This is a genomic window from Rhodococcus sp. IEGM 1354, assembly GCF_030056855.1.
Taxonomy (GTDB): domain Bacteria; phylum Actinomycetota; class Actinomycetes; order Mycobacteriales; family Mycobacteriaceae; genus Rhodococcoides.
This window is the reverse complement of record NZ_JASHKT010000001.1, coordinates 512,727-538,730: the sequence shown is the minus strand read 5'-3', so window position 1 is coordinate 538,730 and position 26,004 is coordinate 512,727. Positions and strand designations below refer to the sequence as shown.

Genomic DNA, 26,004 nt, shown 5'->3' with positions numbered 1-26,004 from the left:
CCGTTCATATATGTGAACATACAAAACTTGCACGGCCCGGCTCACTCAGGGTCGGAAGACATCCCGCCAGACCCGCTCGCCGGCTTTCCATCCGGCCCCGAACGCTTCGGAGCGTCCCCATGGTCACCACCACACCCCCCCGGTCGGGGGGTACCCGCGCGCCGAGCGCGGCCGTCCCTCCCGTTCGACCGAAACGCAAGCGCCGCATCTCGGCCCCGTACATCCTGATCGCGCCCGTCGTCATCCTGCTGGCAGTGTTCATCTTCTACCCGGTCGGCAGCGTCTTCTACTACAGCCTGCAGTTCTACAACCCGACGACGCCGTGGGACAACGGCTTTGCGGGCCTGGAGAACTTCAAGCTGATGTTCGCCGACGACCTGTTCTGGAACAGCCTCGTCGTCACCGCCAAGTGGGTGGGCGTGCAGGTCGTGTTCCAGCTGATCCTCGGCCTCGGACTGGCCCTGCTGGTCAACGAGGTATTCCGCGGACGCGGCCTGGCCCGTGCCCTGGTGTTCTCTCCCTGGGCCGTCTCCGGCGTGCTCACCACCGGCATCTGGCTGCTCATCTACAACCCGTCGACCGGATTGTTCAAACTGCTGGGCAATATGGGCATCGGCGACGGTACCGCCGCGCCGATCGCCGATCCGGACACCGCGTTCTGGGCCACCAGCGTTGCCGAGCTCTGGCGCGGAGTTCCGTTCTTCGCCATTCTCATTCTCGCCGAACTGCAGAGTGCGCCCAAGGATCTGTACGAGGCTGCGAACGTCGACGGCGCGAACCGCTGGCAACGCTTCCGGTTCGTGACGCTGCCGCATCTCAAAGCCGTGATCATTCTGTCCACCCTGCTGCGCGGGGTCTGGGAGTTCAACAACGTCGATCTCCTCTACACCCTCACCGCAGGCGGACCGGCCGACGTCACGACGACGTTGCCGCTCTACGTCTCTCAGCTCGCGACCACCGCGCAGGACTTCGGATACGGATCGGCTCTGACCACCGTCGCGTTCGTCATCCTGCTCTTCTGCTCGATCCTCTACTTGCGCCTCAGCAAATTCAACAGCGATAAGGCCTGACGCACATGACCACTACCGCAGACCGTCCCGTCGTGACCAGTCCGCCGTCGGACCACTCCGAGAAGGTGCGCGTGCACCGCACCAAGCCACGCGTGTTCAGCGTCGGCCTTCCGTTGGCCGTCTACCTGCTCTTCACCCTCGTCCCGTTCTACTGGATGATCGTCTTCGCGTTCCGGCCTGCCGGGTCCAATTCGATGCTCCCCTGGCCCATCACGCTCGACCATTTCGACACCGTCTGGAACACCCTCGGCTTCAGCTTCTTCTTCAAGAACAGCCTCATCGTCGCCGGTCTGTCGCTGGTACTCACCACCTTCGTCGCACTGGCGACCGGCTATGCGTTGGCACGCTTCAAGTTCCGCGCCAAGATACCCCTGGTGATGGCCCTGCTGTGCAGCCAGTTCGTCCCCGGTGCGATGCTGCTCATTCCACTGTTCCAGGTGTTCCGCGAGATGGGACTGGTGAACAACCTGTTCGGACTCATCGTCGCCGATACCGTCTTCCAATTACCGTTGGCGGCAATGCTGATGGCAGGGTTCATCTCTCAGATCCCGGTGGAACTGGAGGAGGCAGCCATGGTCGACGGCTGCTCGCGTCTGAAGGCCTTCCGCATCATCATGTTGCCTCTGCTGCGGCCCGGCCTGATCGCCGTCGGCTCCTTCGCGTTCATCGGCAGCTGGAACAACTTCCTGTTCGGCCTGATGTTCATCAGTAGCCAGGACAAGTTCACCCTCCCAGTCGGATTGAGCTACACGATCGGCTCGTACAACGTCGACTTCGGCGTGCTCGCGGCGGGCGGCCTGATCGCCGCCGTGCCGGTGGTCGCCGTATTCGCCGTCATCCAGAAGTATCTCGTCCAGGGCCTCAGCGCCGGCGCGGTCAAGGGCTGATCATGACGTACGGAAAGAGAATCGACATGAATCGACGCACCTTGCTGCGCACCACCCTCGTCGGTGCGGTGGCCACGCTCGTGCTGGCATCCTGCAGTTCCGAAACCTCCCTGCCCGACGGTGCCCTCGGAGATCCGAACAGCGGCACCCTCACCTTCTGGGACAACAATGCCGGGCCGGATCGAACCCCGTTGTACGAGGAGCTGATTCGACGTTTCGAGGAGATCAATCCCGGCATCGACATTCAGTACGTCGGCCTACCGTCCGACAGTGCGCAGCAGAAATATCAGACGGCTCTCGCGGGTGGGTCCGCACCCGACCTGGGCATCGTCTCCACCGCATATCTCGCGCCCCTCGTCGCGCAGAATGCCGTGATCCCGCTCGACGACTTCATGGCATCCTCTCCGCAGAAGGACCAATACGATCCCAAGATCATCGAATCGGCAATGGAGTCCGGCGGCGGCGAGAACCTGTACGGTCTGCCCTTCACCAGCAACAACGCCACCCTGTGGTATCGAGCGGACTGGTTCGACGAGGCCGGAATCGAGCCACCCGATACCTGGGACGAGTTCTACGACGCCGCAGACGAACTGACCGACAAGTCCGCCGGAAGATACGGGTTCACCATCCGAGGCGGTGCCGGCTCGATCTATCCACTGTTGCAACACATGTTCGCCGTCACCGGCATCGACAACTTCTTCGACGGCAGCGAATCCACCGTCAACCGGCCCGAGATGGTTCGAGCCATCGAACGTTTCGCGGCGCTCTACGACGTCGACACACCTACCGCCGATGTCAACAACGGTTTTCCACAGATGGTCGCCAGCTTCGGTGGCGGTTCGGTGGCGATGATGCAGCACAACCTCGGATCACTGAGCAATCACCGCAAGGCGCTCGGCGACAAGGTCGGTGCCGTCGCCCTGCCTCTCGCGGACAACGGCGTCCGCACCGTGATGACGGACCCGTTCCCGTCGTACACGGTGTTCAAGAGCAGCCAGCACCAGGCAGCGGCCTGGAAGTTCCTAGAGTTCATGACCTCGCCGGAGTCGCAGGCCTACTGGAACGAGAACGTGGGGCAGATCCCGGTCAACGCCGACGCCCGCTCCACGCCCGCCTTCGAGGCGATGCCGTCCGTGCAAGCCGCCCAGGCCGCCCTCGACGATCCGAAGACCGTGTTGGTGACCCCGCCGGACTATCTGCCCGATTTCGGCAAGATCGTGCAGGTCCAGATGCTGGGTCAGTGGCAGAAGGTCCTCATCGGGCAGCTCAGCGCCCAGGATTTCGCCGACGACTTCGCCGAGAAGCTCAACCGCTCCAAGGCCAAATACGATGCCCGACAGGGTAAATAGGGGACTCATCACCATGTCCAGCGTCATCACCGAGGTTGCCGTCCAGGTCTTCAAGACCGAGGCTCGCACCGCCGTCGATTCCTACGGGCATCGACACCCCGGACCGTCGATACCCACCACTCAGGCACTGCTGCGCATCACAGATTCCGACGGCGTCAGCGGTTACGTCCTGGGTAAGACCAACTACCTGCGTGAAGATCAAGTGGAGCAACACTTTCGACCGGTCCTCATCGGCACCGATCCGCTGCACCGCGAGGAAATGGACCGCAAATTCGCAATTCGGCAACGCACGCGAGCCGTCGAACTTCCCGAACACACCTGCAGTTACCTCGACCAGGCACTGTGGGACCTGGCGGGCAACCGATTCGATACCCCTGTGTGGAAGCTGCTGGGCGGAGCGCGCAGCGAGGTCAAGGCCTACGCGAGCACCATGTGCGGCGACACCATCGAAGGTGGCCTGTCCACTCCACAGGAGTATGCGAATTTCGCTGTTGCGCTGAAAAATCAGGGCTACCAGGGAATCAAACTGCACACCTGGATGCCGCCGCTCGAAGGGGCACCGAGCCTCACGCGGGACATCGAGGCCTGCGCGGCGGTGCGAGATGCCGTCGGACCAGGGTTCTCGTTGATGCTCGACGGCTATCACTGGTACTCACGTACCGACGCCCTCAAGCTCGGCCGGGAACTCGACGCACTGAAATTCGACTGGTTCGAGGAGCCCATGGACGAATTCTCGATGCGCTCGTACAAGTGGTTGGCGGATCAGATCGATACTCCCGTCATCGGCCCGGAGACCACTCCCGGTCGGCATCGTTCGCGAGCGGACTGGATTGCCGACGATGCCTGCGACATCCTGCGCGTCGGTGCGATGAACGGCGGCGGCATCACCCCGGCATTGAAGACCGTGCACATGGCCGACGGCTTCGGGCTCGAGTGCGAGATCCACGGCAACGGTGCCCCCAATCTCGCACTGGTGGGCGGCGCTCCGAACATCCAGTGGTACGAACGTGGCCTGCTGCATCCACTGGTCGACTACGACTGGGTGCCGCCGCACCTGAAGTCCATCGTCGATCCGATAGACGCGAACGGGATGGTGCAGATGCCATCGCGACCAGGCCTGGGTGAGGACATCGACCTGGAGTACATCTCGAACAATCTGATTGCCGAGTACTAGTGTTCGTCGGCGACATCCGTGTCCGCGTATGAAGCATCGTTCATCATGAGGGACACTGTCTCCATGGTGAACGATGTCACGGCCGCTGCGGTGTCCGAGAGCCAGCCGGTGAAATCCGCGGAGCGCACGATCCACATCCTCGAGACGCTGGCCGCATCCCCCACGCGCATGAGCCTCGGCGAATTGCAGGAGGCGTGCGGGTACCCCCGATCGAGTCTGCACGCCTTGCTGAGGACGCTCAAGGACCTGCGCTGGATCGAGGCCGACGAGTCCGGCTCGCGGTACGGCATCGGCACCCATGCCTTGCTCACCGGCACGTCCTACCTGGACAAGGACTCCGTCGTCGGTCGAGCGGCGGCAGTACTGGAGACGCTGCGCTCGGACGTTCGGCACACCGTCCACTTCGCCCGACGCGACGAGGACTGCGTCATCTACCTCGCCAGCCGCGGTTCAAAGCTCGAGGTGCGACGCATGCACCGCGTCGGACGCAAGTTGCCGTGCCACGTCACCGCACTCGGTCAGGCACTGCTCGCCGAACTCACGACCGACGAGGTGACACAGCTGCTGCCGAAGAAACTCGAGCGGTACACCGAGAACACCATCGTCGATCGTGACGCCCTCATCGCCGAACTCGCGCAGGTTCGCCGTCGCGGTTGGTCGTTGGAACAGGAGCAGGGCACCGCCGGCGTGGTCTGCATAGCGACCGTCGTGCCCTATCGAATCCCGGCCACCGATGCGCTCAGCGTCTCGATGCCCGCGGAAGTTGCCTCCTACCCGGGCGAACTGGAACGTATCGCCGGGGTGCTCACCGACCACGCCGCCGCCTGGGCCCGAGAGCTACGGGCCGAGGGAGTGCGGTAGAGCCGCTTCGCGGCACGTGAGCGGAAACTCGTAGCAGGGGTCGAGTTTCCGCTCACCTGCGCGTCAGCGCTCCAGGTCAGCGCACCACTGCCTTCGCCACCGTCCAGGCCCGTCCCTGCTCGCTCAATGTGAATCCCAGACCCGGGCGAGCGGACAGATGCATCCGGCCGTCTCGGGTTTCGAGGTGCTCGTCGAACAGCGGGTCCAGCCAGTCGAAGTGCTCCACCCAGGTCTGCAGGGGATACACCGCCGCCAGGTGCAGATGGATCTCCATGGCGAAGTGCGGGGCGAGTTGCAGATTGTGGTGCTCGGCCAGCGTGGCCAACTTCAGGAATTGCGTGATTCCGCCGATGCGCGGTGCGTCGGGCTGCAGGATGTCGACCGCGCCGGCCTCGATGAGACGAACGTGCTCGCCGACGCTGGCCAACATCTCCCCCGTCGCGATGGAGGTGTCGAAATTCCTGGCCAGCATCGCATGCCCCTCGGCGTCGTAGGCGTCGAGCGGTTCTTCGATCCAGACGAGGTCGAACTGCTCGAGGATCCGGCACATGCGGTTCGCCGTCGGACGATCCCACTGCTGGTTGGCGTCCACCATCAACGGGACGTCGTCGCCGAGAAACTCGCGCACCGCGGTGACGCGGGCGATGTCGGTGCGCCAATCAGGCTGTCCCACCTTGAGTTTGATGCCTCCGATTCCGCTCGCGAGCGAGATGGCGGCGTTCTCCATGACCTCCTCGATCGGCGTGTGCAGAAATCCACCGGAGGTGTTGTAGGTCTGCACCGAATCGCGTGACGATCCGATCAGCTTGGCCAGCGGCAAGCCTGCCCTCTTGGCCTTGAGATCCCACAGCGCGATGTCGAACGCGGCAATCGCCTGCGTCGCAACACCACTGCGGCCCACCGACGCTCCAGCCCACACGAGCTTGGTCCAGATCTTGCCGATGTCGTTCGGGTCCTCCCCGATGAGTACCGGAGCGATCTCCTGGGCATGCGTGAATTGGGCCGGCCCGCCAGCACGCTTGGAGTACCCGAAACCGATTCCCTCGTGACCCTGTTCGGTGCGAATCTCAGCGAACAGGAACACCACCTCGGTCATCGCCTTCTGCCGACCGGTGAGCACCTTGGCATCGCTGATCGGATTCTTCAGCGGCAACACGATCGAGGACAGCGTCACCTCGACGATGCGGTCGATACTTGCGGCACCGGGGGCCAGGGCAGCGATCGCAGCATCCGGGGCGGTGAGGCCGCTTGTCGGTTTGTCTGTGGCGATGGTCATCTCTCAGGCTCCTGATGTCGTCGATTCACTTTGTCTCACAGACTATTTCGACGATCGATGTGGGTCCAACACCAATTATCGGCCAATTGATGCCGCCAGAGCATCGATGTTCGATGCAATATCGGCCACCCGGCCGACAAACGTGTGATGCGTGACGCCGGACGAGTGGGGCGTCATCAGCACATTGTCGAGATCGCGAAACGGCAACACACTCGGCTCGCCCATCCCGTCCGGCCCCGGGTAGCGGTACCAGACATCGATGGCGGCTGCGGCAATATCGTTGCGCGACAAAGCGTAGAACAGTGGTTGTTCCTGCACCAAAGGTCCACGACCGACATTGACGAGCACCCCGTCGGGACCGAGCCTGCGCAACTCCTCGGCACCGATCATCCCGCGTGTTCGTTCGTTCAGCGGTGCGGAGACCACGAGAACATCGGCGAAATCGGCAAGTCTTGTCAAATCCTCTGCATCCGAAACCCATTCGAGGTTCTCATCCGGTGCCCGTCCACTCCCGGTGACGGCAGCACCCACCGCACCGTACGCCCGAAACAGCTGCCACGTTCGCTTGCCGATATGCCCGAACCCGACGAATCCGATGCGGGCGCCACTGAGTGACAGTGGTTGCGCGATCGTCGGGTCGTAGACAGAAGTGGCGAACACTCCGGAGCGGAGTTCGCGATCCTGCTGGAGGAACTTGCGCCGCAGCATCACCGTCGCAGCAACGACGTACTCGGCAATCGACTGCTCGTGGTGAAAGGTGTTGCACACCTGCACATCGGGACCCAATCCGGAGCGATCGACGTTCTCCGTTCCGGCACCGGCAACGTGCACCATGCGCAGCTTCGGGGCAGCGCTGCCCATGTCCGCACTGAACTTGCCGCCGATGTAGACGTCTGCATCGGCAAGTTCGCCGATGACCCGACTCTCGTCGAACGGCACGCACCAGATTACCTCGGCACCGGCGGGCAGCCCCGCCTCGAACTGCTCCCGATGGGGCAGCACATTCCGATCGCCGACGACGATCTTCATCAGCGCACCAGAACTCATCGAACCAGGGCCGGCCGCTTGCTGTCGAACGTCCAGCCCTCGATCAGATACTGCATACCGATGGCGTCGTCGCGAGAACCGAGACCCTCCTTCTGATACAGCTCGTGTGCTGCATCGATCTGCTCGAAGTCGAGTTCGACACCCAGGCCCGGCTTGTCGGGCACCGTGAGGTATCCGTCCTCGATCCTGAACGGCTCCTTGGTCACTCGCTGCCCGTCCTGCCAGATCCAGTGGGTGTCGATGGCGGTGATCGTCCCGGGAGCGGCAGCAGCGACATGGGTGAACATTGCCAGGGACACGTCGAAGTGGTTGTTGGAGTGCGATCCCCATGTCAGTCCCCACGCATCGCAGAGCTGCGCGACACGTACCGACCCGGCCATCGTCCAGAAGTGCGGATCGGCGAGTGGGATGTCCACCGCGCCGGATCGGATGGTGTGGCCCATCTCGCGCCAGTCGGTGGCGATCATGTTGGTCGCGGTCTGCAATCCGGTGGCGCGCTTGAATTCGGTCATCACTTCGCGGCCCGAGAATCCACCCTCCGGTCCGACGGGGTCCTCGGCATAGGCCAGCACATCGCGCAGGCCGCGGCAGGTGTCGATCGCATCCTTCAGGAGCCAACCACCGTTGGGATCCAACGTGATTCGGGCCTCGGGGAATCGCTCGGCCAGCGCTCGCACCGCGGCAGCCTCCTCGGCCGCGGGCAACGCACCACCCTTGAGCTTGAAGTCCTGAAACCCGTATCGGGCCTGCGCCGCCTCGGCGAGGCGCACGATCGACTCGGGATCCATGGCCTCCTCGTGCCTGATACGCATCCAGTCATCGGCCCCAACCGCCTCGTCGGCTGCACCGCGGTACGCGAGGTCGGTCTTGTTCCGATCGGCCACGAAGAACAGATAGCCCAGTGCCTGAACCTTCTCGCGCTGCTGTCCGTCGCCCAACAACGCCGCGACGCTGACGCCGAGGTGCTGGCCGAGCAGATCCAGTAATGCAGATTCCACCGCGGTCACAGCGTGTATCGCGATCCGCAGATCGAAGGTCTGCGCTCCGCGTCCACCGGCATCACGATCCGCGAAGGCGCGGCGCATCTCTGCGAGAATTGCGTTGTAGCGGCCGACTCCCTGACCCTCGACGAGCACGCGCGCATCCTCGAGAGTCTGCCGAATCGCCTCTCCCCCCGGCACTTCGCCGACGCCGGTGCGCCCGTCCGAGTCGGTGAGCACCACCAGATTGCGGGTGAAGTACGGGGCGTGGGCTCCGCTGAGGTTCAGCAACATGTCGTCGTGCCCCGCGATCGGAATGACGCGCATCTCGGAGACGACTGGTGTGCTGGTGTGGACGTTCATGTCCGGCCTTTCTCGTACGCCTTCAGTGACTCGGCTCACACGACAGTAGAAGTCCTGATCGATTCCTGTCCAAGACCATCTGCGCATCGACCGATGCAGTAGCGGCATCGGTAACGACACCCGAAGCGCATCAGCCCTGGCAGTGCGATCGATACCGAGACTGAATCAAATACGACATTTTTAGACTTGGACATGTATCGATCGGCCTTCTACCGTGGTGAGCTATGAGCCAGGTCACGCCTCGGCGTCAGCGCACGTACCGCATCACAGCCTTAGGAGTCACCCCATGACAGCGTCGACGACACAGTCCACCCACCTCACCGGCCGGATGATCATCGCCGGTGTCCCGGTCTTCGGTGCCGGCACGCAGATTCACGGAATCGACCCCAGCACCGGCGCGAACCTCGAGCCCGCCTACGGTCACGGCGGCAACAGCGACGTCGAGAAGGCCTGTGCCGCAGCGGCCGAAGCATTCGCCGATTACCGCGCCACCTCCTCGGAAACCCGAGCTCAGTTCCTCGAAACCATCGCAGACAACATCGCAGCACTCGGCGACACACTGATCGAGCGCACCGTCGCCGAGTCCGGACTTCCACTGGCCCGCATCACCGGCGAGGTCGGTCGCACCACCGGACAACTGCGCTTGTTCGCTTCGGTTCTGCGCGAGGGTAGTTGGAACGGTGCCCGCATCGATCCGGCTCAGCCCGAGCGCACACCGCTCCCACGCGCCGACATCCGCCAGCGGCAGATTCCACTGGGCCCGGTTGCGGTGTTCGGGGCAAGCAACTTCCCGCTCGCCTTCTCCGTCGCCGGCGGCGACACCGCCTCTGCTCTCGCAGCCGGATGCCCGGTGGTCGTCAAGGCTCACGATGCCCATCCGGGAACGTCCGAACTGGTCGGCCGGGCCATCACCGACGCCGTCGCCTCCACTGGAATGCCCTCGGGAACGTTCTCTCTGCTGTTCGGTTCGGGCCGCGGACTCGGCACCGCGCTGGTCACCGACCCTCGAATCAAGGCGGTCGGATTCACCGGATCGCGTTCGGGTGGAATGGCTCTCGTTGCCGCCGCAGCCGGTCGTCGCGAGCCCATCCCGGTGTACGCCGAGATGAGTTCCATCAACCCGGTGTTCGTCTTGGACGGCGCTCTGGCCACCCGCGGTGCCGAGCTCGGCCGCGCCTTCGTCGCTTCGTTGACGATGGGCTCGGGCCAGTTCTGCACCAACCCCGGTCTCGTCATCGCCGTCGACGGCCCGGGCCTGCAGTCCTTCACCGACGCAGCGACGGCGGCGGTACAGGAATCCGCCCCCACCACGATGCTGACCCCGAACATCGCCTCCAGCTACGCGGACGGTGTCGACACCTTGAGCGAAGTCGTGACCGAGCTCGCCCGCGGTACCGACACACAGGCCCCGAATGCCTGCCGCGCAGCGTTGTTCGAGACCGATGCCGACACCTTCCTCACCTCCGAGGCAGCACAGGCCGAGGTATTCGGCGCATCGAGCCTCGTCGTTCGCTGCGCAGACGCACAGCAGGTTCGCGACGTCGCCGCGCTGCTCGAAGGTCAGCTCACCGCTACCGTTCACGCCGACGAGTCCGACCACACCGAGGCAGGCAAGTTGCTCTCGGTTCTCGAACTCAAGGCCGGCCGCATTCTGTTCGACGGATGGCCCACCGGCGTCGAGGTCGGCCATGCGATGGTGCACGGCGGCCCCTTCCCCGCCACCTCCAACTCCCGCACCACCTCGGTCGGATCACTCGCCATCGAGCGTTTCCTGCGTCCAGTTTCCTACCAAGATGTTCCGAAATCACTGCTGCCCAATGCAATCGCCGACGGAAACCCCGAGGGGATCTTCCGTCGCATCGACGGCCAGCTCACCCAAGACTGATTCACCCCCACCCAATTTTCGAGGAGACCCCCATGCTCGACGGAGTCCTGTTCTTCCCCGTCACCCCGTTCACCGCCTCCGGCGAGGTCGATTACGACCTGCTGGCCGCACACATCGCGAAGGGTGTCGACGCCGGACCCGGTGGAGTGTTCATCGCCTGCGGCACCGGCGAATTCCACGCCCTCGAAAGCGAGGAGTTCGGCAAGATCGTGCGCACCGCAGTCGATGTCGTCGCGGGCCGGGTTCCCGTGTACGCCGGCGCAGGCGGATCCGTCGCCCAGGCAAAGGCGTTCGCGGCCAGCGCGAAGACCAACGGAGCCGACGGCATCCTGCTGCTGCCTCCGTACCTGGTGACAATGCCGCAGGCCGGTCTGGTCAACTACACCAAGGCCGTCGCCGCCGCATCCGATCTGCCGTTGATCGTTTACAACCGCGGCAACGCCCGCTTCACCGAGGAATCCGCCGTCGAGGTGGCACAGCTGCCCACCGTCGTCGGATTCAAGGACGGCACAGGTGATCTCGATCAGGTCGGCCGCATCGTCCGTGCAGTTCTGGATGCCCTCGAGCCGTCGGGCAAGCCCTTCCAGTTCTTCAACGGCCTCCCCACCGCCGAGGTCTCCCAGCAGGCGTACCGCGCGATCGGTGTCACGCTGTACTCCTCTGCGACGTTCGCCTTCGCGCCCGAATTGGCACTGGCGTTCTACCGGTCGCTGGACAGCGGCAACGAGAAACTCACTGCCGCATTGCTTCGCGAGTTCTTCCACCCGCTCGTGCGCTTGCGCGACAAGGTGCCCGGCTATGCCGTCTCCCTCATCAAGGCCGGCGTGACGATGGAAGGTATCGAGGCTGGGCCCGTTCGCCCACCGCTGGTGGACATCAGCGCACCGCATCTCGAGGAACTCACCGCAATCGTTGCCGCCGGCCGGGCCGTGCTGGCAGACGAGCTCGCGGTGCACTGATGCAGGATCCGGTTCTGATCACCGGCGCTCGAATCACTCCGATTGCCTTCGTCGATCCTCCGTTGCTCAACACCGTCGGCGTGCATCAGCCCTACGCATTGCGCGCCATCATCGAGTTGGACACCGATACCGGCGTTGTCGGGCTCGGTGAAACGTACGCCGACACCGCTCATCTTGCCCGACTCGATGCCGCAGCTCAGGCCATCACAGGCTTGGACGTGTTCGCACTCAACGGGATTCGAGATGCAATCGATACGATCCTCGGCACGCTGTCGATCACCGGCGGAGACGGCGTCGCAGGCATGATCACCACGGCCAGCACCACCGATCGAGTGTTCTCCCCGTTCGAGATCGCGTGCCTGGACGTGCAGGGCAAGGTCCTGGGTCGACCGGTCTCCGACCTGCTCGGCGGCAAGGTTCGGGACTCGGTTCCGTTCAGTGCGTATCTGTTCTACAAGTGGGCAGCTCATCCCGGCCGGAAACCCGACGAATGGGGCGAGGCGATCGATCCGGACGGCTTGGTTCGTCAGGCCCGAAAGATGATCGACGAGTACGGCTTCGGAGCCATCAAGGTCAAGGGTGGCGTCTTTCCACCCGACGAAGAGATCGCCGGAATCAAGGCGCTCCGCGAAGCATTCCCGGAGCTGCCGCTTCGACTCGACCCCAACGCCGCGTGGACGGTCGACACCTCCATCCGAGTCGCTTCCGAGCTGGACGGCATCGTGGAATACCTCGAAGACCCGACACCCGGTCTCGACGGGATGGCCGAGGTCGCGCGCGAGGCGAAGATGCCACTGGCGACCAACATGTGTGTCGTCGCTTTCGATCATCTGAAGCCCGCGGTGGTGAAGGATTCGGTGCAGGTGGTGTTGTCCGACCACCATTACTGGGGTGGACTACAGCGATCGAGGTTGCTCGCCGGAATCTGCGAGACGTTCGAGATGGGGCTGTCGATGCACTCCAACAGCCACCTCGGAATCAGTCTGGCCGCCATGGTTCATCTCGCAGCGGCGACACCGAACTTGACCTATGCCTGCGACACGCATTGGCCATGGAAGAACGAGGATGTCGTCGTGCCGGGCGTGTTGAACTTCGTCGACGGCGCAGTGGCCGTTCCCACCGGGCCCGGTCTGGGAATCGAGATCGACGAGGACGCGCTCGCGGCACTGCATCAGCAGTACCTCGACTGCAGAATTCGCGACCGCGACGACACCGGCTACATGCAGAGCATTAATCCGAGCTTCGAGAACACCTGCCCACGTTGGTGATCGGACTCTACGTCTGCAGCGGCGCGACGATGTTGACGAGCATCGTCGCGATCGTGGCGACGACTATGCGGCGATCCGCGGCGTAGCCGCTCTGGAACCAGGTCATCGCAGTGTGGCTGATTCCGCCGATCGCAGCCGTGGCGAGCAGGTCGACATCCATATCGGGGCCCGAGGGCACCTCACCCGCGAACGTGCGGAGGTAACCGAGCAGAAGTGTCCCGAATTGCTGCATCACCGTCAGATACGTCTGCTCGACGCGAGGACTGACCCCGAGCACCTCCATCCACACCACGCGGGCAAGGTGCGGGTCCTCGACAACCTGGAAGAAGGGGTCGAGCAACTGCTTCGCAACCTCCCTCAGATCGCCGTCTCGATTCACCTGCACAATCGCGTCGGACACCGAATCGGTGAGGCGTGCAATGCATTCGGCATAGACGGCAAGCAGTAGGTCCTCGGTCTTGTCGAAATACTGATAGAAGTGCCGGTCGGCGATCTTGGCCTCGCGGCACAGTCCGCGCACAGTTGCGGCGCGGTACCCGCTGCTGCCGAACACCCGCAGTCCCGCGTCCAACAGCTGTCGCCGCCTGCGATCGTCGCGGTCGGCCGCGCTTTCACCGCCGTAGGCGCGGCCGGCCGCTTCGGACACTGTACTCATGACCGTCGGGCATCCAGTTCGGCAGTGAGCCTGATCAATTCGGCGTCCCGCTCCATCGCGGCGTCCATGATCGGGTTGACGATGCCGCGCAGTATCGAGATCGGAATCCAGCGACCGGGCACGGCGATTCGCGGAGCTCGCCGCCTGATACCTCGAACGGCCACGCGGGCCAGCTTGTCGGGGGTGATCGGGCGGAGCAGCGGTGTGGGGAAGGCGCGGGCGGTCATGGCCGTCGCGACGTCATCGCCGCCGAACGCGACTTCGGCGATCGGCGTCGCGACCCATCCCGGATACAGCACTCCCGCCGTCGCTTTCGTGCCGGCCAGCTCTGTACGCAGAGCACGACCGAGCTGTTCGACCGCGGCCTTCGAGGCTGCGTACGGCGCATTCGCCAGGCCGTTGAGGTAGGCGTACGTGGACGAGGTGAGTAGCACGTAGCCCCCGGACTCGACGATGTGCGGAAGGGCAGCACGCACTGTGTTCCACACGCCGATCAGGTTGACGCCGATGACCCGCTCGAACACGCCGTCCTCGACCGATCGAACGGTCGATGCCTGTGCACCGCTGGAGATTCCGGCGTTGGCCATCACGACGTCCAGCTTGCCGAAGGTGTCGATCGCGGTCGCGACGGCGGCGTCGAGCTGCTCCCGCACGGTGACGTCGGCATAGGCGATTGCCACGCGTTGGTTGCCCAGCTTCGCTGCTACCGACTCGAGATCGGTCGACGCCATGTCGACCAGGACGATCGAGGCACCGCGTCGATGCAGTGCTGCCGCCACAGCAGAGCCGATACCGCCTGCCGCACCGGTGATCAGCGCTACCTGGCCCGAATGATCCTTCATGCCGATACCTCGTCCTTCGTCGTCACGTCGGTGGACGACCGATGGATGTGATGGGCTTCCGGCCGAAAACGCTTGGCCCACCGTCGGAACGTGAAGCTGAAGCCGGGGAACATGGCGACGACATGCCCGGATTTCGACTGGTACCAGCTGTGGCAGCCGCCGTCCTTCCAGACGGTGCCGTCCATCTCGCGGTGAATCGTGTCGGTGTACTCCTGCTCGGCGGCGGCAGTGACCTCGATGGCGGTTGCACCCGCGTGCTGAACTGCGTCGACGGCTCGCACGATGTACTCCATCTGCGCCTCGATGAGGAATATGGTGGAGGTGTGCCCGATTCCGGTGTTCGGTCCGGTGACCACGAACAGGTTGGGGAAACCGGGAATCGTGGTGCCGAGGTAGGCGCGGGGGTAGGGATCCCAGACCTCGGACAGCGCCCGGCCGTCCCGCCCGATCACCGGATACGAGATGACCCCGTCGGTGGCGTCGTATCCGGTCGACCACACCAGCAGGTCGACGTCGACGTGTTCCCCCGAGGTGGTCACGATCCCGGTTTCGGTGATCTCGGCGATGCCGTCGTTCTTGTCGTGCAGGGTCACGTTCGCTTCTCCCAGAGCGGGATACAGCGTGTTGGACAGCAGCACCCGCTTGCACCCGATGGTGTAGTCGGGGGTGACTTTCGCCCGAAGCTGGGAGTCCGGAACCTGAGACTCGATGTGCTTCAGGGCAGTCCGCTGGGCCACGGCTTTCAGCATCCGCCGCGAGTACTTGAATCCGATGATGCGGGTCTCGAGGCTCCAGTAGATGCCGGCTCGCACCAGCCGACGAATGGGCTCGAATCGCAGCAACTTTCGTTGCAGCGGCGTGAATTCGCGATCGTGACGCGGCATCACCCAGTGTGGCGTGCGCTGGAAGACGTGCAACGCTTCGACGTCGGGCTGGATCGCGGGGATCACCTGTGCGGCGCTGGCACCGCTACCGACGATGGCTACCCGTTTTCCGGCGTGATCGTAGGAAGTGTCCCAGTCGTTGGTGTGGAACTGCTTGCCGCGGAACTTCTCTCGGCCCGAGAACGGGGGGATCACCGGGGTGCTGAGCGGCCCGGATGCATTGACGACGAACTTCGCTGCGTAATCACCGCGAGGCGTGGTGATCAGCCAGTGATCGCCGACCCATTGGATCTTCTGAACGTCGGTGTCGGCATGTGTGCGTTGCGGCAGCCCGTTGGACTCGAGCACGTGCTGGGTGTAGCGCTCGAGTTCCTCCCGCTCGGCGAACATGCGCGACCATTCGAAAGGTTCCGACGCGATCGAATACAGCGGACTCTGCACGTCGACGGCTGCACCCGGGTAGCGGTTCTGCTTCCAGGTTCCACCGAGAAAGGGCCTTCGCTCGAGAATGACGAGGTCGTCGATACCGCGGTCGAGCAGGGCTTTGGCGGCGCATTGACCTCCGAAGCCGCTACCGATGATCACCACGGTGTGAATACGCATGTCGACGAACCCCTCCAGCACAAGACGCAATCCGATGTTGCGTGTCATCACACTAAAGTGATGACGCTCGATTCCGCAATGGCGGTTCCCTTGTTGTTCACCGTCGTCGGGCACTATCGGCGTCGAACCGTCGAACGAAAGGTGCGTGAGATGTCTACTGAGGTGTCCTTACCGGCAAACGCGTCGCGGCTGCGTCGCATCGCCAGAATTGCCGTGATCGCAGCGGTCGTACCGCTGGTCCTGTTACCGACGGCGGCAACAAGCGCGGCCGAGACGCCTGCCGAGAATCTGCAATCTCTGACCGACGTTCTTGCAGACCGTCTGGCCACCGCAGACAGCGTGGCCGCGGTGAAGTGGAAGACAGGCGGCCCCGTCAGCGATCCCGAGCGCGAGGCCCAGGTGATCGATGCGGCGCAGAACGCTGCCATCGGGCTCGGACTTGCACCAGAACGCGCAGGAACTGTGGTTCGCGACCAGATCGAGGTGGGCAAGGCGATCCAATCGCTCCGCCTGGCCCAGTGGCACGCCGATCCGGCCGACGCTCCCGATGCGCCCGCTGACCTCGCGCCGATCCGGGAACGCATCACCGCACTCACCTCTGCGGTGGTCACCCAGCTTGCCTCGAACGCGCAAGCCCTTCGATCACCGACGTGCTACACGGACCTCGTCCAAGCGGTCGTTGCCACGAACACCGCCCACGACAGCGACATCGTGCACGCTGCAGCCTTGGTTGCTGCATCGCGTTCACTCTGCACTACCTGACGACACGAGTGTCGGCCGCGAGATCGACGTGGACGACGAGCTGTCCCATGGCTCGAGGACGGCCATGACACGGTCGGTAATCCACCCTCGACGGGGAGCAATGCGTGGATCTTCGGACCGGGGTCGAAGCCAGGTCGGGCGGCCCCCGTAGCGTAAGAGGCATGTCGAGATCACCACGGAACCGCAGATCCCCCGCCGCACCTCGAAAGCGATCCTCCTCAGCGCTGTCGGCAGGGCACCTTCGCGTGATCGCGACGGGCGGTCTCGGCGAGATCGGCCGGAACATGACCGTCTTCGAATTCGACGGAAAACTGCTCATCGTCGACTGCGGCGTCCTGTTCCCCGAGGAGCATCAGCCGGGCGTCGACGTCATCCTCCCCGACTGGAGTTGCATCCGGGATCGCCTCGACGACGTCGTCGCCATCGTTCTGACGCACGGGCACGAGGACCACATCGGCGGCGTTCCGTATCTGCTGCGCGAACGCGGCGACATTCCCGTCATCTCGTCGCGGCTGACACTGCACTTCCTGGCTGCCAAGTTCGAGGAGTTCAAGGTCTCGACGACGCTGATCGAGGTCGAGGCGGGACAAACCCGGCAGGAAGGACCGTTCGAGCTCGAGTTCATTGCCGTCAACCACTCGATTCCCGACGGCCTGGCCATCGCCATTCGTACCGACGCCGGTTTGGTGCTGCACACCGGTGACTTCAAGATGGACCAGTTCCCGCTGGACGGTCGGATCACCGACCTCCGGAGCTTCGCACGCCTCGGCGAGGAAGGGCTCGATCTCCTCCTCGTCGACTCCACCAACGCCGAAGTGCCCGGGTTCATGGTCTCCGAACGCGACCTGGTCCCGGCCATCGAGAAGGTGTTCCGCGAAACAACGGGACGCGTGATCGTCTCGAGCTTCGCCAGTCACGTGCACCGCATTCAGCAGGTACTCGACGCCGCACATGCGCAGGGCCGCAAGGTTGCGTTCGTCGGCCGATCGATGGTGCGCAACATGAAGATTGCGACCGACCTGAGCTACCTCGACGTTCCCGACGGGCTCGTCGTGGACCTCCCGAAGCTCAATCGGCTTCCGGCCAACAAGATCACCCTGATCTGCACCGGATCGCAGGGCGAGCCCCTCGCGGCGCTGTCGCGGATGGCGTCGGGTGAGCACCAGATCAAGGTCGGCGACGGCGACACCGTGCTGATGGCCAGCAGCCTGATCCCCGGCAACGAGAACGCGATCTACCGCGTCATCAACGGCCTCGTCGACAAGGGTGCACGCGTGGTGCACAAGGGAAATGCGAAGGTGCACGTCTCCGGTCACGCCAGCGCCGGCGAGCTCGTCTACTGCTACAACATCCTCGAACCCGCCAATGTGCTTCCCGTACACGGTGAGTCGCGGCACCTGCGCGCCAATGCCGATCTCGCAATCAGGACCGGTGTTCCTCGCGATCGCGTGATCATCGCCGAGAACGGAAGCGTCATCGACCTGTACGACGGCGTCGCGCAGATCACCGGCTCCGTCCCCATCGAGCTGATCTACGTCGACGGCAGTGCCGTCGGTGGCGTGACGGAGGATTCACTGGCCGAGCGTCGCCTCCTCGCGAACGAGGGCGTGCTGACCGTAATCGCCATCGTCGATCCCGACACCGGCCTGCTGGTCGACGACGTCGACTTCATCGGACGCGGATTCGCCCATGAGGCAAACGCTTTCGACTCGTTGGCCAAGGCGATCGGCAAGACCCTCACACGCGAGAGCGACGTCAAGGTTGCCTCCCGCGAGAACATCGAGAAGCGCATCGTGCAGGAATCGGCCCGCTGGGCCAAGCAGACTCTGGGCCGCCAGCCCCTCATCGTCCCGGTGGTCGTGGACGGCTAGAGGCGGTCCGGTCAGATCTGAGCTGCCGCACCACGGGTGGACAGCACCTCGGTCAGTTCCTCGGCGTAGGCGAGCTGCCGCCGCAACGTGCGGCAGCTTTCCTCGGCCTTGGTGTGACACTCACGAACGAAGGCCGCGGCCGACGACTTGGCGTCGTCCGTCGCGTTCTCGTCGCCCAGAACGTCGAGGGATTCGAGTAGCTGTTTCATTTCGGCCAACGTGAAGTCGAGGGGCTTCATCCGACGAATGACCAGCAGTCGTTCGACATCGGACTCGGTGTAGAGCCGGAAGCCGCCGGCGGTCCGGGCAGAGGGCGTGACGAGGCCGACGTCGTCGTAATGACGAACCGTGCGGATGGACAGCTCGGTTCGTTGAGCTACCTGTCCGATCTGCATGTGCATGCCGTCGTCTGCCATGTGCCGCCTCTCCTCGACAGCCCACCCTAGTCAGTGCTCGGCACCGAGGTTTCCACTGAGGCGGTCGTGCCGCTCGGTGGACGGCGCGTTCAGCCCCACGATCTTCACCGTCTTGCCCTTGGCGGCGTATTTGGTCGTGATGGCGTCGAGTGTCGCCACGGTCGATGCGTCCCAGATGTGCGACTCGGACATGTCGATGACGATGTTCTTCGGATCTCCGACGTAGTCGAATTGGTAGATCAGATCGTTGCTCGACGCGAAGAACAACTCGCCCTTCACCGCGTAGACGTGGGTGTTCTCGTCGGGATGTGCGATGTCGACGACCTCGGTCAGATGGGCGACCCTGCGAGCGAACAGCACCATCGCGGTGATCACTCCGACGACGACGCCGTACGCGAGGTTGTGGGTGACCACGGTGACCGCCACGGTGGCCACCATGACGAGGGTCTCGCTCTTGGGCATGCGGCGCAACGTCTTCGGGTTGATGCTGTGCCAGTCGAAGGTGCCGATCGAGACCATGATCATCACCGCGACCAGCGCGGCCATCGGGATCAACGCGACGATGTCGCCGAGACCGACGACCAGGATCAGCAGGAAGACGCCGGCAAGGAACGTCGAGATTCGGGTGCGAGCTCCGGAGACCTTGACGTTGATCATGGTCTGGCCGATCATCGCGCAGCCGCCCATACCGCCGGTGAACCCGGTGACCAGATTCGCCACACCCTGACCCCAGCCCTCGCGGGTCTTGTTGGAGTGGGAATCGGTGATGTCGTCTACGAGCTTGGCTGTCATCAGCGACTCCAGCAGGCCGACCAGGGCAATGGCCAGTGCGAACGGCGCGATGATCGACAGCGTGTCGAACGTGAACGGCACATCCGGGATCAAGAACGACGGCAGCGAGGACGGCAGCTCACCTTCGTCGCCCACATCGGGAACCGCGAGAGCGAACACGAGTGTGACGCCGGTGAGAATCACGATGGCGATCAGCGGTGCCGGGACAACGGTGGTGAGCTTGGGCAGGAAGAACATGATGAGCAGGCCCACGGCAACCATCGGATAGACCAGCCACGGCACCCCGATCAAGTACGGCACCTGCGAGGTGAAGATCAGGATCGCCAGCGAATTGACGAATCCCACCATGACGCTGCGCGGGATGAACCGCATCAGTTTGGCGACGCCGAGCACGCTCAGCAGAACCTGCAACACTCCGCCGAGGATCACCGCCGCGATGAGGTAGTCGAGGCCGTATTCACGCGCCAACGGGGCGACGACCAGGGCAATCGCTCCGGTGGCCGCGGAGATCATCGCCGGCCGGCCACCGACGATGGAGATGGTGACGGCCATCGTGAACGACGCGAACAGCCCGACTCGTGGATCGACTCCGGCGATGATCGAGAACGAAATGGCTTCCGGAATCAACGCCAGAGCCACCACCAGGCCGGCGAGGACCTCGGTCTTGAGTCGCCTGGGTGAGCGCAATGCACCCAGCACCGAGACGTCTTCGACGGCGGTGGCAGGCACCTGGGCAGCTCGAGACACGACAACTCCGTTCGATGGGTGCGAGGGACTGCGACAGGTACGACGTCCACTCAGCGGGCAACTCTACTCTTACCGGAGAGAAGGTTGTCAATCGTCGGCGCGCGGCTGGTGAGCTAGATTCATATACAGAGGCACAACAGAACTCACTCCGCGATGCAAGGAATGAATCGATGTTCTCGCTCAACAGGCTCTCCTGCTTCATCGCTGTCGCCGAGGAACTGCACTTCGGCCGCGCAGCCGAACGGCTGCACATGACCCAGCCGCCGCTCAGCAGGCAGATCCAACAGCTCGAGAGCGAAGTCGGCGTCCAGCTGATCGACCGCACGAGCCGGTCGGTGACCCTGACGGCCGCTGGATTGGCCTTTCTACCCGAGGCCCGACGCATCCTCGACCTCGCCGAGGGCGCACTGCTCACCGTGCGACGCGTACCCACCGGAGACTTGGGGACCGTGGTCGTCGGATTCACCGGTGCATCGGCGCATGCAGTGCTCCCGCAGTTGCTCGACGCCGCGCGCGAGAAGCTACCGGACGTGAAACTCGTTCTACGCGAGATGGTCTCGGCGGTACAGATGGAATCGTTGGCCGTCGGCGATCTGGATCTCGGGTTGGCCAGGCCACCACTCAAGCGACCGGGCATCGCGTCCCGCCCGGTGCTGCACGAATCGTTGATCGCGGCGATGCCCGAGGAACACCCACTGGCCGAGAAGAACGAACTGTCGGTGGAAGACTTCGACGAGCAGCCGATCATCATGTATTCGCCCGTCGATGCACGGTACTTCCACGAACTGCTGATCAGCACGTTCACCATCGTCGGGGTGTCCCCGCGCTACGTGCAGTACGTGACTCAGGTGCACACGATGCTGGTGCTCGTTCGATCGGGGATAGGGCTGGCACTGGTACCGGAGTCTGCGTCGACCATGCGGCCGGAAGGTGTTGTGTTCCGGCCGGTTCGGACCGTGAAGGAACGCCCCGTCGAACTCGACGCGGCATGGCGCGTGGACAACGACAACCCGGCACTGCACCGCTTCATGACCGATGTGCTCCCGACGCGTGAGTGGTCGTGACGGCTACCGCGGCGTCCCCACCGGCGGCTTGACGGCAGTCACCGGGCAATGCGCCTCGAGCAGTACGCGCTGAGAGATGCTGCCCATGAACAACTTTCCGACGGGCGATCGACGCCGGATTCCGATCACGACCAGCTGAGCCTGCTCGTCGAACGACAGGTCGATCAGATTGTCGGCGTGCGAGCGGCCCGCTTCGTTGTCGTGAATTTTCGTCGTGACACCGACGGCCGACGTCTCCTCGCGAGCCGATTCGACGGTGGCAGCGAAGTCGGCGTCGGCTGCGCTGTTGTCCTCGGCCACGATGAGCAAGTCCGTTCCACGCATGTGCGCCTCACGAAAAGCGAAGGGCAGCGCGCCTTTTCCTTCGGTGGTCGGCGAGTAGCCGACGACGACGGTCACTGCGTCACCGGCGTGACGAGGGTGCCGTCGGCCAGGAAGCGATCGAGGTTCTCGAGGGTGAGCGCTTCCATCGCGGCCCGCGTCTCCACCGTCCCACTTCCCACGTGCGGCAGCAGCACCACGTTGTCCATTGCCAACAACGCGTCGGGCACGTTCGGTTCGTGGGCGAACACGTCCAGACCGGCTCCGGCCAGCTGCCCCGCAGCGAGCAACTCGATCAACGCCTCTTCGTCGACGACGCTTCCACGTGCGACGTTGATCAGATATCCCTGCGGCCCCAGCGCTTCGAGCACCGCACGATCCACCAGATGGGCAGTCCCCGAGCCACCCGACGCCGCGATGATCAGCACGTCGACGCTACCGGCGAGTTCCTCCGGACCGGCCTTGTACGTGTACGGCGAACCGTCGATCTCGTTGCGATTGTGGTACGAGATCTCGCAGCGAAACCCGGTGAGCCGATCGGCAATTGCCGAGCCGATGCGGCCGAGTCCGATGATTCCGACGCGCTTTCCGGTGACCTGGCGAGTCAGTGGTGCGTTGCCCTCGGCCGGCCACCGGCCGGCACGCACGAACCTCTCGGCGGCCGACAGCCCCCGCATGGTGTCGATCACCAGACCGACAGCGAGGTCGGCCACACAGTCGGTCAACACGTCGGGAGTATTGCTGACGGCGATGCCGCGGTCAGCTGCCGCGTCGACGTCGGTGGTGTCGTATCCGACGCCGAAGTTCACGACGGCTCCGAGCTGCGGCAACCGCGCCATCAACGCGGCATCGACGCCGGTGCGGCCGGAGGTGACCACCGCGGTGACCGAATCGCCGTGCGCATCGAGGAATGCGTCGCGGCCGTCCCCCTCGGGCAGTTCCAGCGCGTCGTACTCGGCGACCAACGTGGCCATCAGCGACGGCTTGAGCGGTCCGACTCGGAGCACTCGACCGCCCTGTTGCGAATCCGGTTGAGACACAGAGGAACTCTGCGAGCTGACGGTGACCATTGTTCTCCTCGCGAGATGGTGGAACGTGCGCGTTTCCTGTACGGTATGCCGCTCCTCGAATACCTGTCCAACACGGAAATAACATGGACCGATACCCAAACGGCATGAACGACCCGCTGCCGATGCAGACCCGTCCGCTCCTCCCTGCATCCGGCCTGGTCAGTCCCCCGCAGGTGTGATTCAGGCCCCATCGAAACTGTGTTTGTGACCCACGAAACTGGCCGGAAAGGGCATTTCGTCCGGTTGACGGTGAATACGGCCCGCTCATAACGTGTGTCTACCGTCACAGATTCGGCTGCAACTCGCAGACGCGGATCCTTTCTTTCCCACTGGAGGCCACCATGAGCCCTGCACTCTTCGTGCAGCAGGGACGGACCCACCGCGTCGCCGCAATTGCTGTTGGCGCACTCTCACTTTCACTGATCGCCAGCGGCTGCACCGTCGCCAACTCCAACAACGGCGGAGCCGCCCGCGCAGATACTCTTCGCATCGTCCTGCCTCAGGAACCTCCGACCCTCGAAGCCTGCGACGTCTCGCTCACGTCGGTCGGTGTGGTCACTCGCTCGAACATCACCGAGCCGCTCATGGAGCGCAACCCCAGCACCGGCGATCTCGAACCCAAACTCGCCGACTCCTGGGAGCAGACCTCCGACACCGAGTGGACGTTCACCATTCACCCCGGCGTGACGTTCAGCGACGGCAGCCCCTTCGAGGCCGAGGATGCCGCGTTCTCCATCGACCGCACGGTCAACTCCGAACTGGGATGCAACGTCGAGGGATATGTCTTCGGCGACGCCGACCTGGTGGTGAAAGCTGTCGACCCGGTGACGCTCACGGTGCAGTCACCAGAGCCGGATCCCATTTTGCCGCTGCGGCTCTCGTTCGTGGAGATGGTTCCGCGCACTGCGAGCTACACCGAGCGGGTGCGCGAACCGATCGGCACCGGCCCGTTCGCGATCGAGCGGTGGGACTACGGCCAGAAGCTCTCACTGGTACGCAACGAGACCTACTGGGGCCCGAAGCCCGAATACGCAAGGGCCGAATACCAATGGCGCAGCGAGGGCAGTGTCCGCGCGTCGATGGTGACCAACGGCGAGGCCGAGATCGCCACGTCGGTCGGACCGGAGGACGGTGCAGGCGACCTCGGCGTGGCCTATCCCAACAACGAGACCACGGCACTGCGCATGCAGGCCGCGCAACCGCCACTGGACGACATGCGGGTTCGGCAGGCGATCAATTACGCCATCAACCGCGACGGCATCGTCAAGGCGTTGTTCCGCGGACTCGGTTCGCCTGCAGCACAGCTCATCTCCGAGGGGGTCGTCGGATACAACGAGGATCTGACTCCCTGGCCGTACGACATGGACGAGGCCAGGACGTTGATCGACCAGGCCCGCGCCGACGGGGTTCCGGTGGACACCGAGATCCGCTTGATCGGACGCACCGGGCAGTTCCCCAAGATCAACGAGACGGTGGAGGTCATTCAGAACTCGCTGTCCAAGATCGGCATGAACGTCAAGATCGAGATGATGGACGCCGCAGGTACGGCCGAATACCAGGAACGTCCGTTCCCGAACGTCGGGCCGTATCTACTGGTGATTCAGCACGGCAACCAGGCCGGCGACTCCGCCTTCACCGTCGATCAGTACTTCACCAGCGACGGATTCCAGAGCGCTTACGGCACAGCGGACTTCGACAAGGAGATAGCTGCTGCCGGTGCCCTCACCGGCGAGGACCGGCAGGCCGCGTATGCGCAGGTGTTCGCGGACGAACCGAAGGACATCATGCAGATGGCCTACATCGCTCACATGAACGGGGTGCTCGCCAAGGCCGCCTCGGTGAACTACACGCCGGACTCGGCCACGGTCGACGAAATGCACCTGGCCGCGATGACGCGCGCCGATACCGAGAGGCCCTGACATGTTCAGATTTCTGCGCCGACGGATCTACACCAGCCTGATCCCACTGTTCGTCGTTCTGCTGGGCGTGTTCTTCCTCGCTCGTCTTACCGGCGACCCCACCAGCCTGTACCTCCCCGAGTCGGCCACTCAGGCGCAGCGCGAAGCGTTTCGCGCCACCAACGGCTTCGACCAGCCGGTCCTGACGCAGCTGGTGGACTACTTCAAGGGTGTTGTGCAACTCGACTTCGGGCAGTCACTTCGCACCGGCGAAGACGCGTCGGCGATGGCATTACGCGCCTTTCCCGCAACACTGCAGCTGGCGTTCGCGACGATGTTCCTCGCCATCCTCGGTGCGGTGATCATCGGCTGCTGGGCCGCATACCGGCCGAACTCGCTTGCCGATCGCATCTCGAGCCTGCTGTCGATGACGGCCGCATCCATCCCCGATTTCTGGTTCGCCATCATGGGCGTCTACGTCTTCGCCATCGTGTTCGGTTGGCTGCCCACCTCGGGCGTGGACAGCGGAATGCTCTCCTGGGTGTTGCCGATCGCCACGCTGCTCATTCGCCCCCTCGGCGTGCTGACTCAGGTGGTTCGCGGGGCGATGGTCTCGGCGCTGTCGGCACCGTACGTTCGCCTCGCGAGAAGCAAAGGGGCGGGGGATCTTCGGATCGTCACCCACCACGCTCTGCGCAACGCCGCCGCACCGGCGCTGACCGTGGCCGGCGACCTGATGGTCGGGCTCGTCAACGGCGCAGTGGTCGTCGAAGCAATCTTCGGCTGGCCCGGAATCGGAAAACTCATGATCGACGCCATCCTGCAGCGCGACTTCGCTGTTCTGCAGGCGGCCGTGCTGTTGACGGCAGTGAGCATCTTCGTGCTCAACATCGTCATCGATGCCTGCTATGCATTGCTCGACGCCCGGGTTCGCGACAAGGTGAAGGTCTAGGTAAGAAC

The 26,004-nt window shown here is 63.9% G+C and carries 23 protein-coding genes; 13 read left to right on the top strand and 10 right to left on the bottom strand.

Annotated elements, in window-relative coordinates; genetic code table 11:
* The first annotated feature begins 119 nt into the window (after positions 1–119).
* Genes QM588_RS02735 through QM588_RS02715 form a run of 5 tightly spaced genes read left to right on the top strand, consistent with a single transcriptional unit; the run spans position 120 to position 5,341 of the window.
* A complete protein-coding gene (locus QM588_RS02735; protein ID WP_032377519.1) occupies positions 120–1,070 on the top strand; it encodes a carbohydrate ABC transporter permease in 951 nt (316 codons plus the stop codon).
* Between the two features lie 5 nt (positions 1,071–1,075).
* On the top strand, positions 1,076–1,957 hold the full coding sequence (locus QM588_RS02730) for a carbohydrate ABC transporter permease (protein WP_283311288.1): 882 nt from the start codon (positions 1,076–1,078) through the stop codon (positions 1,955–1,957).
* A gap of 26 nt (positions 1,958–1,983) precedes the next feature.
* Positions 1,984–3,306 (top strand): ABC transporter substrate-binding protein, encoded by a 1,323-nt coding sequence (locus QM588_RS02725; protein WP_283311286.1) that lies wholly within the window; start codon positions 1,984–1,986, stop codon positions 3,304–3,306.
* Positions 3,307–3,319: 13 nt separating this feature from the next.
* A complete protein-coding gene (locus tag QM588_RS02720) occupies positions 3,320–4,480 on the top strand; it encodes an enolase C-terminal domain-like protein (protein ID WP_032377517.1) in 1,161 nt (386 codons plus the stop codon).
* 45 nt (positions 4,481–4,525) lie between these two features.
* Positions 4,526–5,341, top strand: a complete 816-nt coding sequence (locus QM588_RS02715) for an IclR family transcriptional regulator (protein ID WP_230594557.1) — start codon at positions 4,526–4,528, stop codon at positions 5,339–5,341.
* Positions 5,342–5,417: 76 nt separating this feature from the next.
* Here the strand turns inward: QM588_RS02715 and QM588_RS02710 are convergent, their stop codons facing one another.
* From QM588_RS02710 to QM588_RS02700, 3 genes are all read right to left on the bottom strand, one after another.
* Positions 5,418–6,617, bottom strand: a complete 1,200-nt coding sequence (locus tag QM588_RS02710) for an L-talarate/galactarate dehydratase (RefSeq protein ID WP_283311283.1) — start codon at positions 6,615–6,617, stop codon at positions 5,418–5,420.
* A 75-nt stretch (positions 6,618–6,692) separates the two neighbouring features.
* Positions 6,693–7,646 carry a 2-hydroxyacid dehydrogenase gene (locus tag QM588_RS02705; RefSeq protein ID WP_283311801.1) on the bottom strand — a complete coding sequence of 318 codons (954 nt, stop codon included), beginning with the start codon at positions 7,644–7,646 and terminating at the stop codon, positions 6,693–6,695.
* 14 nt (positions 7,647–7,660) lie between these two features.
* Complete coding sequence (locus QM588_RS02700; protein WP_283311282.1) at positions 7,661–9,007, bottom strand: enolase C-terminal domain-like protein; 1,347 nt, start codon at positions 9,005–9,007, stop codon at positions 7,661–7,663.
* Positions 9,008–9,293: 286 nt separating this feature from the next.
* Between QM588_RS02700 and QM588_RS02695 the strand changes: the two genes are divergently transcribed.
* Genes QM588_RS02695 through QM588_RS02685 form a run of 3 tightly spaced genes read left to right on the top strand, consistent with a single transcriptional unit; the run spans position 9,294 to position 13,119 of the window.
* A complete protein-coding gene (locus QM588_RS02695) occupies positions 9,294–10,892 on the top strand; it encodes an aldehyde dehydrogenase (NADP(+)) (protein ID WP_283311280.1) in 1,599 nt (532 codons plus the stop codon).
* 32 nt (positions 10,893–10,924) lie between these two features.
* A complete protein-coding gene (locus QM588_RS02690) occupies positions 10,925–11,851 on the top strand; it encodes a 5-dehydro-4-deoxyglucarate dehydratase (protein WP_283311279.1) in 927 nt (308 codons plus the stop codon).
* Positions 11,851–13,119, top strand: a complete 1,269-nt coding sequence (locus QM588_RS02685) for a glucarate dehydratase family protein (protein WP_442972853.1) — start codon at positions 11,851–11,853, stop codon at positions 13,117–13,119. Before QM588_RS02690 ends, QM588_RS02685 begins: the two co-directional genes overlap by 1 nt.
* 7 nt (positions 13,120–13,126) lie before the next feature.
* Here QM588_RS02685 and QM588_RS02680 read toward each other — a convergent pair whose 3' ends face one another.
* From QM588_RS02680 to QM588_RS02670, 3 genes are read right to left on the bottom strand one after another with little or no spacing between them, the layout of a single operon-like run.
* The gene (locus QM588_RS02680; RefSeq protein WP_283311278.1) at positions 13,127–13,774 is read right to left on the bottom strand and encodes a TetR/AcrR family transcriptional regulator; all 648 of its coding nucleotides are present in this window, start codon (positions 13,772–13,774) and stop codon (positions 13,127–13,129) included.
* The gene (locus QM588_RS02675) at positions 13,771–14,616 is read right to left on the bottom strand and encodes an SDR family NAD(P)-dependent oxidoreductase (RefSeq protein WP_032400485.1); all 846 of its coding nucleotides are present in this window, start codon (positions 14,614–14,616) and stop codon (positions 13,771–13,773) included. Before QM588_RS02675 ends, QM588_RS02680 begins: the two co-directional genes overlap by 4 nt.
* The gene (locus tag QM588_RS02670) at positions 14,613–16,151 is read right to left on the bottom strand and encodes a flavin-containing monooxygenase (protein WP_283311276.1); all 1,539 of its coding nucleotides are present in this window, start codon (positions 16,149–16,151) and stop codon (positions 14,613–14,615) included. Before QM588_RS02670 ends, QM588_RS02675 begins: the two co-directional genes overlap by 4 nt.
* Positions 16,152–16,163: 12 nt before the next feature.
* Between QM588_RS02670 and aroQ the strand changes: the two genes are divergently transcribed.
* Complete coding sequence (gene aroQ, locus QM588_RS02665) at positions 16,164–16,865, top strand: gamma subclass chorismate mutase AroQ (protein WP_283311275.1); 702 nt, start codon at positions 16,164–16,166, stop codon at positions 16,863–16,865.
* A 245-nt stretch (positions 16,866–17,110) separates the two neighbouring features.
* On the top strand, positions 17,111–18,736 hold the full coding sequence (locus QM588_RS02660; protein ID WP_176456777.1) for a ribonuclease J: 1,626 nt from the start codon (positions 17,111–17,113) through the stop codon (positions 18,734–18,736).
* A gap of 11 nt (positions 18,737–18,747) precedes the next feature.
* Here the strand turns inward: QM588_RS02660 and QM588_RS02655 are convergent, their stop codons facing one another.
* Positions 18,748–19,152, bottom strand: coding sequence for a MerR family transcriptional regulator (locus QM588_RS02655; RefSeq protein ID WP_283311271.1), 405 nt, complete (start codon positions 19,150–19,152; stop codon positions 18,748–18,750).
* Positions 19,153–19,182: 30 nt separating this feature from the next.
* Entirely contained in the window at positions 19,183–20,691 is a 1,509-nt protein-coding gene (locus QM588_RS02650; protein ID WP_283311270.1) for a SulP family inorganic anion transporter, read from the bottom strand.
* A 170-nt stretch (positions 20,692–20,861) separates the two neighbouring features.
* Here QM588_RS02650 and QM588_RS02645 point away from each other — a divergent pair, with 170 nt between their 5' ends.
* Complete coding sequence (locus tag QM588_RS02645) at positions 20,862–21,755, top strand: LysR substrate-binding domain-containing protein (protein WP_222056970.1); 894 nt, start codon at positions 20,862–20,864, stop codon at positions 21,753–21,755.
* 3 nt (positions 21,756–21,758) lie between these two features.
* On the opposite strand, the gene QM588_RS02640 is transcribed toward QM588_RS02645, so the two are convergent.
* Complete coding sequence (locus QM588_RS02640) at positions 21,759–22,154, bottom strand: universal stress protein (RefSeq protein ID WP_222056963.1); 396 nt, start codon at positions 22,152–22,154, stop codon at positions 21,759–21,761.
* A complete protein-coding gene (locus tag QM588_RS02635; RefSeq protein ID WP_222056961.1) occupies positions 22,151–23,146 on the bottom strand; it encodes a 2-hydroxyacid dehydrogenase in 996 nt (331 codons plus the stop codon). The genes QM588_RS02640 and QM588_RS02635 overlap by 4 nt, the downstream gene beginning before the upstream one ends.
* A gap of 341 nt (positions 23,147–23,487) precedes the next feature.
* On the opposite strand from QM588_RS02635, the gene QM588_RS02630 reads away from it, so the two are divergent.
* A complete protein-coding gene (locus QM588_RS02630) occupies positions 23,488–25,065 on the top strand; it encodes an ABC transporter substrate-binding protein (protein ID WP_283311269.1) in 1,578 nt (525 codons plus the stop codon).
* 1 nt (position 25,066) lies between these two features.
* Positions 25,067–25,996, top strand: a complete 930-nt coding sequence (locus tag QM588_RS02625) for an ABC transporter permease (protein WP_283311268.1) — start codon at positions 25,067–25,069, stop codon at positions 25,994–25,996.
* The last annotated feature ends 8 nt before the right edge of the window (positions 25,997–26,004 follow it).

Bases quoted from the DNA above. Each gene is read 5' to 3' on its own strand.
- QM588_RS02735 (WP_032377519.1), top strand. From the start codon at position 120: ATGGTCACCACCACACCCCCCCGGTCGGGGGGTACCCGCGCGCCGAGC.
- QM588_RS02730 (WP_283311288.1), top strand. From the start codon at position 1,076: ATGACCACTACCGCAGACCGTCCCGTCGTGACCAGTCCGCCGTCGGAC.
- QM588_RS02725 (WP_283311286.1), top strand. From the start codon at position 1,984: ATGAATCGACGCACCTTGCTGCGCACCACCCTCGTCGGTGCGGTGGCC.
- QM588_RS02720 (WP_032377517.1), top strand. From the start codon at position 3,320: ATGTCCAGCGTCATCACCGAGGTTGCCGTCCAGGTCTTCAAGACCGAG.
- QM588_RS02715 (WP_230594557.1), top strand. From the start codon at position 4,526: ATGAGGGACACTGTCTCCATGGTGAACGATGTCACGGCCGCTGCGGTG.
- QM588_RS02710 (WP_283311283.1), bottom strand. From the start codon at position 6,617: ATGACCATCGCCACAGACAAACCGACAAGCGGCCTCACCGCCCCGGAT.
- QM588_RS02705 (WP_283311801.1), bottom strand. From the start codon at position 7,646: ATGAAGATCGTCGTCGGCGATCGGAATGTGCTGCCCCATCGGGAGCAG.
- QM588_RS02700 (WP_283311282.1), bottom strand. From the start codon at position 9,007: ATGAACGTCCACACCAGCACACCAGTCGTCTCCGAGATGCGCGTCATT.
- QM588_RS02695 (WP_283311280.1), top strand. From the start codon at position 9,294: ATGACAGCGTCGACGACACAGTCCACCCACCTCACCGGCCGGATGATC.
- QM588_RS02690 (WP_283311279.1), top strand. From the start codon at position 10,925: ATGCTCGACGGAGTCCTGTTCTTCCCCGTCACCCCGTTCACCGCCTCC.
- QM588_RS02685 (WP_442972853.1), top strand. From the start codon at position 11,851: ATGCAGGATCCGGTTCTGATCACCGGCGCTCGAATCACTCCGATTGCC.
- QM588_RS02680 (WP_283311278.1), bottom strand. From the start codon at position 13,774: ATGAGTACAGTGTCCGAAGCGGCCGGCCGCGCCTACGGCGGTGAAAGC.
- QM588_RS02675 (WP_032400485.1), bottom strand. From the start codon at position 14,616: ATGAAGGATCATTCGGGCCAGGTAGCGCTGATCACCGGTGCGGCAGGC.
- QM588_RS02670 (WP_283311276.1), bottom strand. From the start codon at position 16,151: ATGACACGCAACATCGGATTGCGTCTTGTGCTGGAGGGGTTCGTCGAC.
- aroQ (WP_283311275.1), top strand. From the start codon at position 16,164: ATGACGCTCGATTCCGCAATGGCGGTTCCCTTGTTGTTCACCGTCGTC.
- QM588_RS02655 (WP_283311271.1), bottom strand. From the start codon at position 19,152: ATGGCAGACGACGGCATGCACATGCAGATCGGACAGGTAGCTCAACGA.
- QM588_RS02645 (WP_222056970.1), top strand. From the start codon at position 20,862: ATGTTCTCGCTCAACAGGCTCTCCTGCTTCATCGCTGTCGCCGAGGAA.
- QM588_RS02635 (WP_222056961.1), bottom strand. From the start codon at position 23,146: ATGGTCACCGTCAGCTCGCAGAGTTCCTCTGTGTCTCAACCGGATTCG.
- QM588_RS02630 (WP_283311269.1), top strand. From the start codon at position 23,488: ATGAGCCCTGCACTCTTCGTGCAGCAGGGACGGACCCACCGCGTCGCC.
- QM588_RS02625 (WP_283311268.1), top strand. From the start codon at position 25,067: ATGTTCAGATTTCTGCGCCGACGGATCTACACCAGCCTGATCCCACTG.